The 16,675-nt window shown below is 53.1% G+C and carries 19 protein-coding genes; 18 read left to right on the forward strand and 1 reads right to left on the reverse strand.

Features of this window, described 5'->3' with window-relative positions; all coding sequences use genetic code 11:
- From MAMMFC1_RS15220 to MAMMFC1_RS15255, 8 genes are all read left to right on the forward strand, one after another.
- The gene (locus MAMMFC1_RS15220; protein ID WP_028307122.1) at positions 1–933 is read left to right on the forward strand and encodes a DNA adenine methylase; all 933 of its coding nucleotides are present in this window, start codon (positions 1–3) and stop codon (positions 931–933) included.
- A 34-nt stretch (positions 934–967) separates the two neighbouring features.
- A complete protein-coding gene (locus tag MAMMFC1_RS15225) occupies positions 968–1,417 on the forward strand; it encodes a hypothetical protein (protein WP_028307121.1) in 450 nt (149 codons plus the stop codon).
- Entirely contained in the window at positions 1,414–1,707 is a 294-nt protein-coding gene (locus MAMMFC1_RS15230) for a division/cell wall cluster transcriptional repressor MraZ (protein ID WP_028307120.1), read from the forward strand. The genes MAMMFC1_RS15225 and MAMMFC1_RS15230 overlap by 4 nt, the downstream gene beginning before the upstream one ends.
- Positions 1,700–2,284, forward strand: a complete 585-nt coding sequence (locus MAMMFC1_RS15235; protein ID WP_028307119.1) for a hypothetical protein — start codon at positions 1,700–1,702, stop codon at positions 2,282–2,284. The genes MAMMFC1_RS15230 and MAMMFC1_RS15235 overlap by 8 nt, the downstream gene beginning before the upstream one ends.
- Positions 2,285–2,372: 88 nt before the next feature.
- The gene (locus tag MAMMFC1_RS15240) at positions 2,373–6,083 is read left to right on the forward strand and encodes an S-layer homology domain-containing protein (RefSeq protein WP_197723829.1); all 3,711 of its coding nucleotides are present in this window, start codon (positions 2,373–2,375) and stop codon (positions 6,081–6,083) included.
- 126 nt (positions 6,084–6,209) lie between these two features.
- Positions 6,210–6,788, forward strand: a complete 579-nt coding sequence (locus tag MAMMFC1_RS15245) for a DUF6431 domain-containing protein (protein WP_126305552.1) — start codon at positions 6,210–6,212, stop codon at positions 6,786–6,788.
- A gap of 91 nt (positions 6,789–6,879) precedes the next feature.
- On the forward strand, positions 6,880–8,163 hold the full coding sequence (locus MAMMFC1_RS15250) for a DDE-type integrase/transposase/recombinase (RefSeq protein WP_126305553.1): 1,284 nt from the start codon (positions 6,880–6,882) through the stop codon (positions 8,161–8,163).
- Positions 8,163–8,963 (forward strand): ExeA family protein, encoded by an 801-nt coding sequence (locus MAMMFC1_RS15255; RefSeq protein WP_126305554.1) that lies wholly within the window; start codon positions 8,163–8,165, stop codon positions 8,961–8,963. Before MAMMFC1_RS15250 ends, MAMMFC1_RS15255 begins: the two co-directional genes overlap by 1 nt.
- Positions 8,964–9,454: 491 nt before the next feature.
- On the opposite strand, the gene MAMMFC1_RS22035 is transcribed toward MAMMFC1_RS15255, so the two are convergent.
- Positions 9,455–9,604 (reverse strand): hypothetical protein, encoded by a 150-nt coding sequence (locus tag MAMMFC1_RS22035; protein ID WP_197723830.1) that lies wholly within the window; start codon positions 9,602–9,604, stop codon positions 9,455–9,457.
- 49 nt (positions 9,605–9,653) lie between these two features.
- Between MAMMFC1_RS22035 and MAMMFC1_RS22040 the strand changes: the two genes are divergently transcribed.
- From MAMMFC1_RS22040 to MAMMFC1_RS15305, 10 genes are read left to right on the forward strand one after another with little or no spacing between them, the layout of a single operon-like run.
- The gene (locus MAMMFC1_RS22040) at positions 9,654–10,070 is read left to right on the forward strand and encodes a hypothetical protein (RefSeq protein WP_197723831.1); all 417 of its coding nucleotides are present in this window, start codon (positions 9,654–9,656) and stop codon (positions 10,068–10,070) included.
- 41 nt (positions 10,071–10,111) lie between these two features.
- Complete coding sequence (locus MAMMFC1_RS15265; protein ID WP_028307117.1) at positions 10,112–10,840, forward strand: hypothetical protein; 729 nt, start codon at positions 10,112–10,114, stop codon at positions 10,838–10,840.
- Between the two features lie 16 nt (positions 10,841–10,856).
- Positions 10,857–11,423, forward strand: coding sequence for a YodL domain-containing protein (locus MAMMFC1_RS15270; protein WP_028307116.1), 567 nt, complete (start codon positions 10,857–10,859; stop codon positions 11,421–11,423).
- Between the two features lie 55 nt (positions 11,424–11,478).
- Positions 11,479–11,895 (forward strand): SpoVG family protein, encoded by a 417-nt coding sequence (locus MAMMFC1_RS15275; RefSeq protein ID WP_028307115.1) that lies wholly within the window; start codon positions 11,479–11,481, stop codon positions 11,893–11,895.
- 56 nt (positions 11,896–11,951) lie between these two features.
- Positions 11,952–12,215, forward strand: coding sequence for a DUF6133 family protein (locus MAMMFC1_RS15280; protein ID WP_174234383.1), 264 nt, complete (start codon positions 11,952–11,954; stop codon positions 12,213–12,215).
- A complete protein-coding gene (locus MAMMFC1_RS15285) occupies positions 12,205–12,630 on the forward strand; it encodes a prepilin peptidase (RefSeq protein ID WP_126309281.1) in 426 nt (141 codons plus the stop codon). The genes MAMMFC1_RS15280 and MAMMFC1_RS15285 overlap by 11 nt, the downstream gene beginning before the upstream one ends.
- Before the next feature lie 12 nt (positions 12,631–12,642).
- Positions 12,643–13,539 carry a Flp pilus assembly protein CpaB gene (gene cpaB / locus MAMMFC1_RS15290; RefSeq protein ID WP_126309282.1) on the forward strand — a complete coding sequence of 299 codons (897 nt, stop codon included), beginning with the start codon at positions 12,643–12,645 and terminating at the stop codon, positions 13,537–13,539.
- Positions 13,539–14,351, forward strand: coding sequence for a nucleotide-binding protein (locus MAMMFC1_RS15295; RefSeq protein WP_126309283.1), 813 nt, complete (start codon positions 13,539–13,541; stop codon positions 14,349–14,351). Before cpaB ends, MAMMFC1_RS15295 begins: the two co-directional genes overlap by 1 nt.
- The gene (locus MAMMFC1_RS15300) at positions 14,348–15,748 is read left to right on the forward strand and encodes a type II/IV secretion system ATPase subunit (RefSeq protein WP_197723832.1); all 1,401 of its coding nucleotides are present in this window, start codon (positions 14,348–14,350) and stop codon (positions 15,746–15,748) included. Before MAMMFC1_RS15295 ends, MAMMFC1_RS15300 begins: the two co-directional genes overlap by 4 nt.
- Positions 15,745–16,674, forward strand: coding sequence for a type II secretion system F family protein (locus tag MAMMFC1_RS15305; RefSeq protein ID WP_126309284.1), 930 nt, complete (start codon positions 15,745–15,747; stop codon positions 16,672–16,674). The genes MAMMFC1_RS15300 and MAMMFC1_RS15305 overlap by 4 nt, the downstream gene beginning before the upstream one ends.
- Position 16,675 lies beyond the last annotated feature (1 nt).

Below are 16,675 nucleotides of genomic sequence, written 5' to 3' on the forward strand. Positions count from 1 at the left end.
ATGAACAGCATCATCAGCTGGGTGGGCGGCAAGAAAGCATTGCGGGATCTCATTTACCAAAGGATGCCTAAGGAATACGGGCGGTATGTCGAAGTCTTCGGCGGCGGAGGCTGGGTGCTGTTTGGGCGTCCCCTGAACGCGGTCATGGAGGTGTACAACGATTATAATTCCGACCTGACGAATCTGTTCCGCTGTGTCCGTGACCAGCCGATGGCGTTCCTGACGGAACTGGGATTCCTTCCATTAAACGGCCGCGACGAGTTTATGGTCCTAAAACGATATCTGGAGAAGGAGGAATTCACCAGCGAATTTATGCTGAAGGAACTGGAGCTGGCTCAGCGGCAGCTGACTCCGATCCAGTTCGAGGAAATCAAAACCATCCTCATTGAGAAGGCACAGATGAATGACATCAAACGCGCCGCTGCCTTCTTTAAGCTCATACGCTACAGTTACGGAAGCGGCTGTACCAGCTACGGCTGCCAGCCCTTCGATATCCGTAAGACCTTTCATCTGCTCTGGCAGGGCAGCCGAAGATTAAAGGATACCGTCATCGAGAATAAGGACTTCGAGGATGTAATCAAGCAATACGACCGGGAGAACGCCTTTATCTACTGCGACCCGCCGTACTATTTGACAGAAGGTCACTATGCGGTGGAATTTCTCAAGGAGGATCACTACCGTCTGCGGGATGCGCTGGCAGGTTGTCAGGGCAAGTGTCTGGTAAGCTACAACGACTGTGAATTCATACGGGAGCTATATCAGGACTTCCAGATTGAATCGGTCAGCCGCCTGAACAATCTGGCCCAGCGTTATGATAACGGCAGCGAGTATGCCGAAGTCCTGATCTCCAACTACGACACCGGCGAACGGCTGCGGGATATGCCGACCCAGCTGGGGCTCTTCGACCTTGCCGGATTTTATGGCATGGAATAACTATTCAAAAATCAAATTTAGGAGGAAAACCATTATGAAACTGATTGAAAAACGTATTTGCGTAGACAAGGAAGGCCGCCTGCCGTTGCCCATGGAATTCATCAACGCGGCGGCTATCCAGCCAGACTCAGAGATGACCGTGACCCTGGCGATTTCAGAGGAAGGACTGCTTCCCTGCCCGGTGATGGTCGTCTCGCCAGATACCCCGGTAACCTTTGCATTCGCTCCGGACTGTGACGAGGATGAGGAACCGGAGGACGGTGAAGCGGAGGATGACTTCGCGCTTCCTCATGAGCTTTTAAACGCCGCAGGCATTCCCATCGACAGCGATCTGGACGTCACCTGTGTTCCCGGCGCCATCATCATCAAGGAGTCGGATATCCTGAACCGCCTGCCGGATGGTCTTAAGACCCTGTTCCAATCCTTCGGCGTCCACCCCGAAACCGTTCGGGAGGTCATGAAAAAGGAGGGCTATTTCGTATGAAAGCAAAACCGATTTACAAGATCATGGACGGCAAAGGCCGCGTCCTCATCCCCAAGGAGCTCCGCACAGCCTCCGGCATGGACTACGGCGATATCGTCAAGGTCGGCGTCAGCCAGGGAACCGTCAGCGTGAAGAAGGTCGATCTCATTGAGGTGGGCGACATGTCGCCGGAGGCAGTGGAAGCTTATGTCCATGCCGCCATCCGGGAGATGCCGGAGGAAAAGCAGATTTCCATTGCCGCAAAGCTCCTGGAACTCGTTGAGCAGAGGAAGGGACAACGACATGAGTGATAAGACCCTATTAACACAGGAGGATTGCCGGCAGGTCGGTTATGACATGTCCATCGCGGGAAAAGTGATTGTTCTTCACTCCTCCGCACTGCCGGAGGAATACCGAAACGCGGAACGGCAGCTCTATTTCTGCACCGGAGGCAACGGCAGCAATCCCTATCCCATTGGCCGTTCCATTTTCACTGTCTCTCTTGCGGATGGCGAACATGTCCGCTGGAACCGGAGCGACGTCTTCGGTATCGCAAAACCGGAAGCCCTCTCTGAGAAGGCCCGCCTCCAGCTCTCTCAAATCCGGCCCATCGGCGCACTGGATTTAAAGGGCAACGAGCCGCAGTTCAGCGGCTACTGCTACCTGCCGGACGGCCGCTACACCTCCGGCGTATGGCTGTGCAGCTCCAAGGAGGTACAGGATTACATCGAGATGCAGAAGGACTACCAGCACAGGATCATGATCTGTGACCGCGATGACTTCTGCGTTTTTGAAATGGTAGAGGGAAAGGTCATCTACCCCACGCAGGAGATACTGGATGCACACCGCGATGGGCAGGAGCCGGGAGGCATGGAGCTGAAGCTATGAAAATATTAAGGACTTAAAGCCGGAATCAAGAATATGATTCCGGCTTTTTCACAATCAAATTTAAAAGGAAGAGAGGTATGAAAAATTTATGAACCTGAAAGACAAAAGGAAATGTATCCTCGCGGTATTTCTTCTGGCAGTGCTGCTGGTGACCAGCGGCTTTTATATTGCCTATCGCCTGCATCCTGAACTGTTCATAGGGCAGAACGATATCATCACCCGCGGGGAATTTGCCGCGGAACTGGCAAAGGAGCTGAAGCTGGACACCACCGGATCGGAAAAAGACACGCCCAGCTTTCCCGACATCGACGGACATTGGGCGGAGAAGTACATCGAGGCCCTCGTTGACACCGGCATCATTGACCCTGCCGATTACCCGGACGGCTTCAAACCCGACGAGCCCATCACCCGCGCCGAGATCATTAAAATGATGGTGCGGGCCAAGGGCCAGGACGAGGAAGCGAAAAACACCCAAGGACACAGCGGCTACGATGACCAGTCGGATATCGCGGACGATAACAAGGGCTATGTCATTGTTGGAAAGGAGGATGGTATCATCGGGGATACGGAGGATAACAAGCTCCATCCGAACGACCCGGTGACCAAAGGAGAAGCCGATGACATGTTTGACAAGGCCGACCCGAAACCAGCAACACCGACACCATCCCCAACAACCCCGGCAACCGATACCACTACGCCGACACCGATACCGACGCCTACCGACCCGGATAAGGAACAGCCGACACCAACCCCGTCTCCGACCCCGACACCGACACCCACGCCGGGCGGTGGTTCAGGCGGCGGCTCCTATTATGTCCCGGATGCACAGGTGCGGTTTGACCTGCCCGAAACTGCACACACCGATACTGAGATCAAGGTGATGCCCGTGTGGAAATATATGCAGAGCTTCACCTGGACAATGACGAAAACAGCGGTGGACGGCTCTGAACAGCCGGTGGAGTTGGCAGACGCCGTCACCGGCAGCTTGGGACTGGAGGGCGGTACAATCCAGTTTAAGGAGGAAGGCAAATACACTCTCACGGCAACGGCGAAAAACGCCAGAGGAAAAGAAACGGTCTTAAGCAAAACTGTGACGGTCTATCCCGTGATTGACCTGACCTTTGACCTGCCGGAAACTACTCACACTGACAAGTCGGTCACCCTTACCTTCCTGCTGGAAAAGCTATACGACCACGACATCATGTGGACGGCAGAAAAGGACAGAGAAGCCGTCCAGACTACAGACATACTGGATGGTACGCTGGGGAATGACGGCGGCATCTTTGTTTTCAAGACCAAGGGCGGCTATAAGCTGACCGCCACCATAACCGATGAAACCGGGCGCATTTTTACGCATACAGAGAGCACCAAGGTTTACCCGATAGTCGGTATTGCTTTCACGCTGCCCGCTGCTTCCCATACGGACAAAACCGTGGAGGTAGCCACCACGCTGACTGAAAACGGCGGCCTGTCTGTAGTGTGGAGCCTGACCAAGAATGGTGAAGCCGCTGTGCTATCCGACGAGCTGGAGGGCGCCCTGACCGATGCGGGAGGAAACATCCGGTTCAAGGACAAGGGCGTGTACATGCTGACCGGAACCCTCACCGATGAAACCGGCCGTACCTTCGAAGCCTCACAGACCGTCACGGTCTACCCTGTGGGTTCCGTTGGTTTCTATCTGCCGGAGATCGCGCATACCGATACGAGTGTTCTTGTAAAGGCAACATTCCAGAATCTTGGGACTGCCGAAATCCAGTGGTCGCTGGCAAAAGACGGCGAAGCCGTACCTGTTGCCGACTGCATCGAAGGAACGCTCACGGATACAAACAGCACCATCAGGCTTAAGGAAAAGGGCGAATATGTGCTGAAAGCCGCCTTTGCCGACCCTGCAGGCAGAACCTACAGCTATACCGCACCCATCAAGGTCTATCCTGTACCCAGCATCACTTACAAGCTGCCGCAAACCGCCCACACCGATACCGCTGTTTCTGTGATTCCAGAAACCTTGGAATTAGGGAACTTAAAAGTGGAATGGCTGTTGGAGAACGGCTTCGGATTCCAGGATCTTGCGACCTACATCAACGGGACTCTGGACAACAACGGCGGAACCATCCGCTTTAAACACGCCGGAACCTATGAGCTCATTGCAAGGATCACCGATGAAACCGGGCGTGTGTTCCTCTATGAGGATGGCGGTAAGATCGAAGTCCTGCCGGTTCTGAATATTTCCTTCGAGCTGCCGGCATCGACGCATACCGACCGCACCGTTGACCTTCGGACCCGCGGCAACAACAACGTGCTACCGGTGGAATGGACGCTCACAAAGGATGGCAAGCCGGCAGAGCTCACCGACGCGCTGGAGGGCAGCCTGAACGCTTACGGCGGCAAAATCCAGTTCAAGGATGTTGGAGAATACACCCTGACGGCCTCCATGACGGACGCCCTGGGCCGGGTGTTCTCTTACAGCTCCTCCACCACAGTCTATCCCATCCCGTCCGTTCTGCTGAATTTCCCGCAGACCTGGTATGTCGGAGAAGCAGGAACGGTCAGCGTCAGCGGTACCGATCTGGATAACCTCACCGCAGACTGGACGGTCATTCAGGGCGACGGCGGTACACAGCCCTATAACATTTATACCTCCGGAACCCTGACGAAAACAGGCGGGACTATAACCTTCCCGACAAAAGGACAATACACGCTGATTCTCACAATGACAGACCCCACCGGCCGCACCTTTGTACGAAGCCAGAGCTTTATCGTCTTTCCCATCCCAACGATGTCAATCAGCCTCCCGCAGACCTGGCATGCCGGCGAAGCAGGAACGGTCAGCATCAGCGGAACCGATCTAGAAAACCTCACCGAGGGATGGACTATTAAGCAAGGAAATGGAGATACAAAGCCTTATTCCACTTACGCTGCAGGCACTTTGACCAAGGAGGGCGGCACGATCACCTTCCCGGCAAAGGGGCAGTATGAACTTATCCTCACGATGACGGATACCAACGGCCGCTCCTTCACGGAAAGCCGGAGCCTCACGGTGTATCCCATCCCGACCATGAGCATCAGCATCCCGCAGCCCTGGTACGCTGGGGAAGCCGGGACTGTCAGCGTCAGCGGTACCGATCTGGATAACCTCACCGCAGACTGGACGATCATTCAGGGCAATGGCGAAGCAAAGCCGTATTCAGCCTATGCGACCGGGACATTGACCAAGGATGGTGGATCGATCACCTTCCCCACGAAGGGGCAGTATGAACTTATCCTGACCATGACGGACCCCACCGGCCGCACGTTTACGAGAAGCCGGAGCTTCACAATATCCCCCATCCCGACTATGAGCATCAGCATCCCGTCGCTGACCTACAGCGGCGAATCCTTGGCAGTTACTGCCTCCGGTACCGAGCTGAGCGGAGTCACGGCAGACTGGTACCTTTCCGTCGATGGGGGTGCTTTTACGCCCTACACGGATTATGCCACCGGAACCCTTGGAATGAGTGGCGGCACCCTACGGTTCAATACGGATAAAACCATTTCCGTGAAGCTGCAGGCAGTAGTCACCGACACCAACGGGCGAAAATTCACCTTTACCTCCAATGCCGGAACAATCAAGCCCATCGCCAGCTTTGCTTTTACGGTTCCTTCCTCTGCACATATCGGTTCCGGATTCAGCGTGTCGTTACCATCGACCTCCGGGCTGGAGGGCAGAACCCTCAACTGGTCGCTGATCAGGGACGGCAGCACGGCCAGTTACACAGGAAGTCTGTCAAACAGCGGCGGCACCATTGCCATCAGCTGTTAGCTTGCAAAAAATCTAATCCTTGGCCGGGGAAAATATTGCAGAATCATACGGACGAAGCGTTTTTTCAGATCCGTTCCAATTTGCTATAATATATTGCACATTACAACAGCAACGGGAGCGGATTTTTTGCAGATTCTGATTACAGTTAAAGAAACTATTACGCAATACATTACCCGATTTCAGGCATTAGAAATTGTTCGACCGGAAAAGTGTCCCGTCTGCGGAGCCGTTCACTCGATTCATCGGCATGGCAGCTATTGGCGCAATATCTTGAATGAGCAATGGGAAAAACGGATTCCGGTAGCCAGGTTCTACTGCAAAACGTGCAAACTGACGATATCGATGCTGCCTTCCTTTGCACTGCCCTATTTCCAGTATTCACTGGAGTTCATTGTGACCGCGTTGCAACAAATCTTTCTTGCCAAGGCAACCACGTCAAGAATTTGTTCAGCCCTACTGCGCTTTTATCGAAGACGATTCCATGGCAACTTGCTATTTCTGGAGATGTTTTTCCGCGACCAGGGCTGGCCTGAAGTCACTCCGCAAGATGTAAAAGAAAAAGCCACAAAAATGGTTTGTATGTTAACTGTCCCCACAGCCGAAACCCTTTCGCAAAGGTTTCATCAACACTACAAACATACTTTTATGGCACATTCATTGTACCATAGGTTCTATCTGAGCGTAAACCAGTGCGTTCCCACATAACTTTTCGCTGGCGAAGGTCAGAAAGTTGCGGTATGATGGCTTTTGTACAAGGTTAGCCGGCTAGCCTCCCCATTTACCGGAGGTGTGTTCATTGACAAATGAAGATCGCGAGCAAGTCGCTCTATTTCGTTATGGGCTGATCGCCCCGCTTTTGAATGATCAAGTCGATTCTAAACAAGACTACCTGTCCGAAATCTGCGCCAAGTTCCATGAGGTCCCCTATTATGGCCGCAAAGAATTTGCACCGAAAACTCTGGAGGGCTGGCTCCGCGATTATCGCCGCGGCGGATTTGTGGCCTTAAAACCCAAAGGCCGTTCTGACCGCGGGAGAAGCCGGGTGATCTCACCAGAGCTAAAGGAGCAGATTATTGCTTCGCGTCAGAAAAACAGGGAGCTTTCTGTTGTGCTGTTTTATGAAAAGCTGGTTAAGAACACGGTGTTGGCTCCTGACAAAGTGTCTTACCACAGCGTTTACCGGCTCTTAAAATCACAACAGCTTTTATGGCCGGAGGAGAAAGCATTAAAGGAACGCAAACGCTTTAGTTATGATAAGGTGAATATTCTGTGGCAGGGCGATATGTCCATTGGCCCTTACCTTACGATTGGCGGCAAGAAGCTCAAAACTCATTTGTTCGCCTTTATTGACGACTGCTCCCGGCTGGTTCCTTTTGCTCAGTTCTCGTTTACGGAGAAGTTTAGTCCCATGAAAGCGGTGCTCAAAGAGTCCATTCTCCGCCGGGGTGTCCCGAAGATGATTTATGTTGACAACGGCAAGGTGTATCATGCCAGGGAGCTTCATTTAGCTTGCGCCGCTCTTGGTATTACGCTGACTCATACTCAGCCTTATGATCCGCAGAGCAAAGGAAAAATTGAGCGTTTTTTCGGCACAGTGCGCCGTCGTTTTTACCCGCTCCTTGCCAACAATATGCCTAAATCCCTGGATGATTTAAATGCTCAGTTTTGGAAGTGGCTGGAGAGCGATTACAATCGCAAACCGCATTCCGCACTGGACATGTCTCCTTTTGACTTATTTTTGTCACAGCCGTCTTCTGTCCGATTATATACGGATCCCTATGCTTTGGAACGACTCTTTTTTAAGCGGGAATACCGTAAGGTGAAGCACGACGCAACGATCACGCTGTCAAACCGTTTGTTTGAAGTCCCGGCCAAGCTAGTCGGGCAACGGATTGAAGTACGCTATGATCCGGAGTCGCCCGAGCAAGTCTATATCTATGACAATGACATCCAGGTAGGTGTGGCTGCGCCGGTATCGTTTCGGGACAACTCCCAAGTCAAACGGGAACGCAGGGACTTTCCCAAAGAGACTGCGATTTCTTTTGGCAGTTTACTGGCCTGCCAAAAGGAGGATGTGTGATGTTCCAATCCTTTTATTCTCTCTCGTCGGTGCCCTTTCGCAAAGAGCTTGAAACCAAACACTTCTTTTCCTCGCAAGGATTCTCCGAAGGCACGGCCAGACTGGAATATTTAAAGTCGACTCGCGGTATGGGCGTTGTGATTGGCGAGGCTGGCGCAGGAAAAACTTCGCTGATGAGAAATTTCGCTGCCTCGCTCAATCCTTCGTTGTTTAAGGCCATCTACTTTCCCTTGTCTACTGTCACCGTATCTGACTTTTACAGGGGGTTGACCGTAGGGTTAGGACAGGAGCCGAAGTTTCGCAAGGTCGACCTGTTTGCTCAAATCCAGCAGGCCACGCTTCATCTGTTTCACAACCAAAAGATGACACCGGTTTTCATTCTGGATGAGATGCAAATGGTCTCCAATCAGTTTTTAAACGACATTAGCTTGTTGTTCAATTTTGCGATGGATTCTGCCAATCCGTTTATACTGATTATGGTTGGCCTTCCTCATTTTATGGAACGGTTACGGTTAAGTCACAATCAGCCCCTGGCCCAACGGGTGGTGATGCGTTATCAGATGAATTCCCTTTCGAAAGATGAGGTCAGGCACTACATCCTGCATCAGCTTAAGTTGGCTGGCGCTCTTCATGATATTTTTTCTCCCCAGGCCATTGAGGCCATTACTTCACGTTCTCGTGGGTTTCCTCGCTTGATTAACAATCTGGCAACCAATTGCTTGCTTTACGGCTGTGCCAAAAAACTTGAATTAATTGATGACGAGGCCGTTTTCGCAGTCGCTTCGGAATCCGGATTGTGATTTTACTTCTCTATTTTCCCGCAACCACGTTGTTGCGGGCTTTTTTCTGCGGATGAATGAATGGGCAAACTCACGTTGTATCAATTTGCAAAACCGCTTTTTGCTCTGCTGCATGATTCCTCTTGGTTTGTAAATTAGACCAAATTTCCGGCTCTTTTATTCTGCTATATCACGGATGATTTATTTTGCAAATTAACAATCAGCGCCACAGGAAGCTATGTCCTGACGGCCGGCACCACTGACAGCGCAGGCAGAACCTTCAGCTACTCGCAGGGCATCACCATCACCAACAGCGCGCCAAACAAGCCTTCAGGAAGCGCCTCGGTAACCAGAACAGCCAAGGATGGTAATCTCCTGGTCAACCTCTATGCCTACGCTTCCGACCCGGACGGGGATTCCGTTACCCTGGAATACTCCGGAAACACCTCCGACAGCTACTATGCTGTGGGCAACCATACAGTCTATGTCCGGGCAAAGGATGCCTGGGGGCTTTATTCCGACTGGACTGCCATCTCCTTCACCGTGACCAACTCGGCGCCGACCACACCCGTCATTACCCGAACGCCGGATGGCAACAGTATAGCTCCCGGCGTAGCAATCACTATCACGGCAAGCAGCACCGACCCGGACGGCGACGCCATAACCTATGTGTGGGAGGGCAGGCCGGCACAGACCAGTACCGCCTATCCATTGGGCAAGAATGTGGTGCGCGTCAAGGCGGTGGACTCCACCGGAGCTGAATCACCCTGGGCGGCTATTGTGTTCTTCGTTGCTGACCCCAACCATGGAGGCGGCATGACGTTGACCGGACCGGAATCGGTCATCCTGGAGCAAGGCATCGCAGGAGCGACCATCACCAGCTATACCTTTACAGTGCCGCCGGTTGACGGGCACAGCGGTCAGGATTACGGCCGCGTCCGCGGGTACAACGTCCTGACCGGGCAGTGGGACCAACTGGATTACCAGACCACCACCAACGGCATCACCTTTAGCCGTACTCTAGCGGCCGGAATCTACAGCCAGTTGGAGTTCTACTACTACACGAACCATACGTGCATGTATAACAAGTCAAACATCACCTATTCCGTTACGTTCTATTTCCAGTAACTCGGCGGAATTTACGGAAAACAGAAAAGGAGGAATCACCAATGAGCGCTGAAAACCGGAGGCTTTGTCTGCGCCCCGCTTCGATTGAGGAAGCGGGGCTGTTCTATTCTCAGGATGCGAAAGATGCTGAGCTTGGCACGGTCGGACATATGCGCGTGGACTTTGGGCATGACGGCAGGGAGTTCTGGTCAACCTGGTGGCCGCACAACGAAGACGCGCTGAATACACCGGAATTCAAGTCGGAGCTTCAGTCCTTCGTGGATGAGCTCCGCAAAACCGGACCATTGAGAGATCTTTCGGCAATGTCAGAATATTGCTGCGGCCATGGTGACGGCAGGCTGGGTGACGGCTCCAGAGGAAGCTACGGGTTTGTTGCCGAAAGCGAGCATTACCGTTATTGCCTGCGGTGTACGCCGATCCAGGGCGATTACAATGCCTATCTATATATCTACGACAAGCGTCAGCAGGATATGAACAAGCTTCAAAAGCTCCTGGATACAGAACAGGATTTACCGGAAATGTGTTTTTCCACCCTGTCCAGTGATGGGAGCCTGATCTGCATCAAGCATGGCGAAACCGGCTACTACAAATCGGATTGGGATACCGGCGATCCGGTAAAGAACCGAGAGCTGGCCGATTACAACAACGAAAAGCTGGGAGTTTCTAAACTGCAGGAGGAAGCCATGGTCATCAAATCCATGACCGGATGGACTTCTCAGGAGTCTGCATCCCAGGAATCCGGCATGGAGCAGACAATGGGAGGAATGTGACGCAAGGAGGTGCTATATGAACGGAATCCAAATCAAAAACAACCGCATTCTCTACTATGGCAATACGGCGGGCTATCTTGACACCAAACGGGCAACGGCCATAGTGGACCCGATGTTTGAAAACGATGAGCTGAAATCTTATCTTTCAAACACCAAAGGGCTTAACATTGAGTGGAGGCCCGGTACCTTTGACCGTCTGGCGACGGGTAAGCTCGACCCGGAGGGCAACCTGCAGGTGCTGAAGAAATGCAGGGTGCATCAGCTGAAGCCGGATGCCGATATTATGATGAAATTCATCGGATACGACGAACTCACGGAGCGCTTCGGGGAGCCTGACCCTTCCAATTACCAAGTGGTATACGACGGCGAAGTGGAAACCAACGATCTGGAGGAACTCTATGCTAAATTCAACCTGGACCACCCGCCCAGCTACGAAGGGCACAGCCTCTCTATGTCGGACGTCGTGGAGCTGTATGATGAATCGGGCAACTCCTTCCACTATGTCGACCGCTTCGGCTTCCGGGAGATACCGTTTCAGGAATCGGGACAAGAGTTGGAGCAAGGCCCGCAGATGAGTATGTAACCCAAGTCACTCGCAGCCGGAAGGCTGCTTTATTAATGAAAAGGAGGAATCGACCATGAGTAAAACCCAGGCAGCACCCAAGGCTCCCCAGCAGGATGCACAGACCGCCGCGGAACAGCCCCTGCCCATGAAGGTAGATGTGAAAATCAGCTCCATCCGGCCGGAGGGCAATATCCGTGCTATCGCATCCGTCAATCTGAATGACTGCTTTGCCATCCGCAACGTGAAGGTGATGGACAGCACTAAGGGGCTGTTTGTAGCCATGCCCAGCTACAAGGCCGGAAGCGGTGAATACAAGGACATCTGCTTCCCGGTAACCAAGGAATTCCGGGAGCAGCTGAACAACGTCGTCATTGACGCTTACCATCAGGCTCTGACGCAGAGCCAGGGACAGAACCAGCAGAAGGCGGAAGTATCCCCTTTTGAACAAACGCCGGAGCAGCGCTCCGGCATGCAGATGACGGGACTATAGGTCCCGCCATCCTTGTCACACAACAACTACAACAAAAATATCGGAGGTAAATTAATATGAAGAAATTCCTGAACAAGATCAAGAGAAACCTGTCCAACATGGCGGTCAATATCCGTGACCATCTGACTTTGAAGTATCTCACGGCAAAGACCCTGCTCTGCTCCCAGCGCGGGGAGGGATTTGTGGATACCGCCATAAAAATCCTAATGGCCGTTGTAATCGGCGCGCTTGTCCTCGCCGGGCTCTATGCCCTGTTCGGAGAAACGGTGCTTCCGACCCTGAAGCAGCGGATCACGGACATGTTCAATTATGGGAAGTAACCTGCCGCTGCTGTTGCAGGGCGGACTTTTTACCGCTCTACTGTTCGCGGCTTCCGTGTGCGACGCTAGAAAGCAGCTCATACCGGATTGTATTTGTATTGGGATTGCCTTAACCGGGTTACTGACCTTTACGCCGGAAAAGCTGCTGGGACTCGTAACCGCCGTCATTTTTTTCGGCATTGCCCTCTGGCTTGGCGGTTTGGACGGCGGGGACATCAAGTACACCGCCGCGGTAGGGCTGGTGCTGGGCCTTCACAAAAGCATGGCGGGGATCATCCTTGGTTTTACCGCCATGCTGATATTTCATGCCATATATACCTTGATCCAAAAGGCGCACAGAGGGGATATACGAAAATCATATCCCCTCGCGCCTTTTTTCTCTCTCGGCTGCCTGGCAGCCTATTTCTTTTTTTAGGAGGAACATTCTATGAGCTTTTTGAAAAACCGCACGGTGCTGGGGGCTATCTGCATCGTGCTTTCCCTGATTATCTGTTTTGCGCTGACGCCTCTCTTTAACCAGAGTGTATCGCAGAAAACCACCGTAGTCCGGGTGGTCAAGGACATCCAAAACGGCGAACAAATCTCCAAGGATATGGTGCAGGCTGTGGAGGTAGGCGGCTACAACCTGCCCGAAAACGTCATGACGAAAGCCGATTCGGTGATCGGAAAGTATACCAAGGCAGATTTGTCGCCCGGCGATTACATCCTCGCCGCCAAACTGTCGGACAGCCCGGCTTCGGAAAACGCCTACCTGTATGATCTGAACGGAAGCAAACAGGCCATTTCCGTCACCATCAAGAGCTTCGCGGAGGGCTTATCCGGCAAGCTGGCCTCCGGAGATATTGTCAGCGTCATTGCCCCGGACTACAAAAAGCAGGGCTCCACGGTCATCCCCACCGAGCTGACCTATGTGGAGGTCGTCGGAGTGACCGCCAGTTCCGGCTATGACACCGATCAGGCCGATACACAAACGGATAAATCCACAAGTTCGAATAATGAAAAGCAGCTTCCCGCCACCGTAACCCTTCTTGTATCGCCGGAGCAGGCGAAAATCCTGGCGGAGCTGGACTCTGAGGGAAAGCTCCACCTGTCTCTGATATACCGAGGCACCAAGGATGGCGCCCAGAAATTCCTTGCCATTCAGGATAAACTGCTGGAAGCACTGTATCCGAAACCCTCGCAGAGCCAAAGCGGTACCTCCACAACAGGCAATGCCACATCGACAAGCAGCGCTGCGGGCGGCACATCAACCAGCAGCTCAGCCAAAGCCGCCGCAGCCAATACCGCTGCAGAATCGCAAAGCACGGAAAGCGGGGGACGCTGATGATGAATTTCATGAAAGGGAGTCTTTTCTCCCGAAACCAGCTGAAGCCGCCCCAGGAGGATTTGGAACCGGATGTTCAGGTTCTGGCCGTGTGGGGCAGTCCCGGCAGCGGCAAGACCACCGTCAGTGTGCGCCTTGCCAAGTATCTGGCCGATCATAAGCGCAACGTTGCGTTGCTTCTTTGCGATATGACGGCTCCGATGCTGCCATGTATTTGTCCGCCTGCCGACCTGGAATGCGAACGATCCCTGGGCAGTATTCTGGCGGCGACCCACATCACCGATACCCTCATCCGCCAGAACTGCATCACCCTCAAGAAGATGGGCTATCTGACCATCATCGGTATGATGAAGGGCGAGAATATGTATACATATCCGCCCTATACTCCGGAACTGGCGGTTGAACTCATTGACCACCTGCGGGATGTTGCCCCGTATGTCATCATCGACTGCGGCAGCTACATTGCCTATGATGTCCTCTCGGCGGTTGCGCTTCTGGAGGCAGATTCCGTCCTCCGGCTGGTGAACTGCGACCTTAAATCGGTCAGTTATCTGTCCAGCCAGCTCCCGTTGTTACAGGAACAGAAATGGGACGCGGATAAGCAATACAAGGCGGCATCCAACGTGAAAACCAATCAGGCCGGGGAGCACATCGAGCAGGTGCTGGGCAACATGGCGTTTAAAATCCCGTATTCCTATGAGCTGGAGAATCTGGCGCTGGCGGGAAACCTGCTTGGGGAGCTGGCGCTCAAGGACAGCCGTGGCTTCCGCTCGGAGATCGCCAAAATCGCAAAGGAGGTGTACGGCGCATGAAAAAAGAATCAGGACAGCCGGATATCTTATCTGCTCCAAACATGACGGGCAATCAGAACCTGTTCTTCTCCTCCGGGGAAACGGTCCGGGAGTTCCGCTCGGTGCTGCAGGATGTGCAGGAGTATATCTCCAGCAAATACGCGACGCTGATCACGGACGGAGGAACCGAGGAAGTAAAGGCGCAGGTCAAACGCTATATCACAAAGTATGTGCAGGATTACCGCCTAACTGTGGCCGGTATGACGCAGACGCAGCTGGTGGATGCCTTATACACGGAGATGGCGGAATTCTCGTTTTTAACCAAGTATATCTTCGGCACGGGTATTGAAGAAATTGACGTTAACGCCTGGAACGATGTAGAGGTGCAGTACAGCAATGGTCACACCAGAAAGCTGGACGAACGGTTTGACAGCCCCGCTCACGCAATCAATGTGGTTCGCCGTATGCTCCATGTGTCCGGTATGGTACTGGACAACGCAAGCCCCGCCATCCTGGGGCATCTAAGCAAGAACATCCGTATTGCGGCGTTAAAAACTCCACTGGTGGATGAGGACGTAGGCGTTGCCGCCAGTATCCGTATCGTAAACCCGCAGTCCATGCAAAAGGCTGACTTTATCCGGGGCGGCACCGCCACAGAACCCATGCTGGACTTTTTGGCGGAATGCCTGCGTTATGGGATATCCGTCTGCGTGGCTGGCGCAACCAGCTCCGGCAAGACCACGCTGGCCGGATGGCTCCTGACTACCATCCCCGATAACAAAAGAATATTTACCATTGAGAACGGCTCCCGTGAGCTGGCGCTGATCCGGCAGATGGACGGCAAGATCACAAACAGCGTCATCCATACTTTGACCCGGTTCAGTGAAAATGAAAAACAGAATATCGATCAGGACATCCTACTGGACATGGCTCTGCGCTTTAATCCTGAGATCATTTGTGTGGGTGAGATGCGCGGACCGGAAGCCTACGCCGCCCAGGAGTCAGCCAGAACCGGTCACACGGTGCTGACCACCATCCACTCCAACAGTTGTGAAGCCACCTGGCGTCGCATGGTCACCCTATGCAAGCGCAAGTATGATATGGCGGATAACACACTGATGGATCTGGTTACCGAGGCGTTCCCCATTGTGGTATTCGCCAAGCAGCTCGAAAACAAACAGCGTCGTCTCATGGAGGTTATGGAGTGTGAAATCCTTCCAGACGGTACAAGGAATTACCGCAGCCTCTTCCAGTTCCAGATCACCGAGAACCGCGTGGAAAACGGGAAGTTCATCATCAACGGGAACCACCGGGCGGTACAGGGGATTTCACCCAGCCTGCAGAAGCGCTTTCTGGAAAACGGGATGCCTCAGGACACCTTAAACCGCGTTCTTTCGACAGGAGGTGCAGTAGCTTGACCGCAATCCTTTTAATTGCCTGCGTCGGTATGATTGCCGGCGCTTTTCTGTTGCTCGGAATCTCACCCCTTGCGTTTACCGACGGCCTCTTCGGGTTTCTGACCCGGAAAAACAAGAGTATCCGTTCAGAGATCAACGAGGCCGCCCGGCGCAAAAAAATGTCCTTTTTCCGGCGAGAGATCACGGAGGTGCAGGAAATCCTCAAGATCACCGGACGGAGCAGCCGCTTTTCCCTTATCTGCGCGGCATCCCTGCTGTGCTTTGCCGGCGGCGCCAGCCTTGCCATCCTCATGGGGAATGTTTTTCTGGTGCCGGTGCTGGCAGTCGGTATGATGTTTCTTCCGTTCTGGTACGTCCGATTGACATCAAGCCACTACAAAAAGAACATCGCCGCCGAGCTGGAAACGGCTTTATCCATCATCACCACGGCATATCTGCGGAACGAGGATATCGTGACGGCGGTGGAGGAAAGTCTCCCCTACCTAAACCCACCGGTCCGGAGTGTTTTTGCCGGATTTCTGGCGCAGGTAAAGCTCATCAGTCCGGACATTGACGATGCTCTCCATGCGATGAAGCCGAAAATTGAAAACGAGGTTTTCCGGGAGTGGTGTGACGCCATCGCCGCCTGCCAGTACGACCGAAGCCTGAAAACCACCCTGACCCCCATTGTCAGCAAGCTGTCCGACATGCGCATTGTTAACGCGGAGCTGGAATACCTGGTATTCGAACCCCGGAAGGAATTCATTATCATGGCGATGCTGGTGGTTGGGAATGTACCCATCATGTATTTACTCAACAAGGACTGGTACCACACCTTGATGTATACGGTGGTGGGACAGATCATTCTGGCAGTGTGTGCTGCTGCCATCTTTATTTCCACGGCATTTGTGATCCGACTGACCAAGCCCATTGAATACAGGAGGTGAC

Origin of the sequence: Methylomusa anaerophila, from assembly GCF_003966895.1 — a bacterium.
Classification (GTDB): Bacteria; Bacillota; Negativicutes; order Sporomusales; family Sporomusaceae; genus Methylomusa; species Methylomusa anaerophila.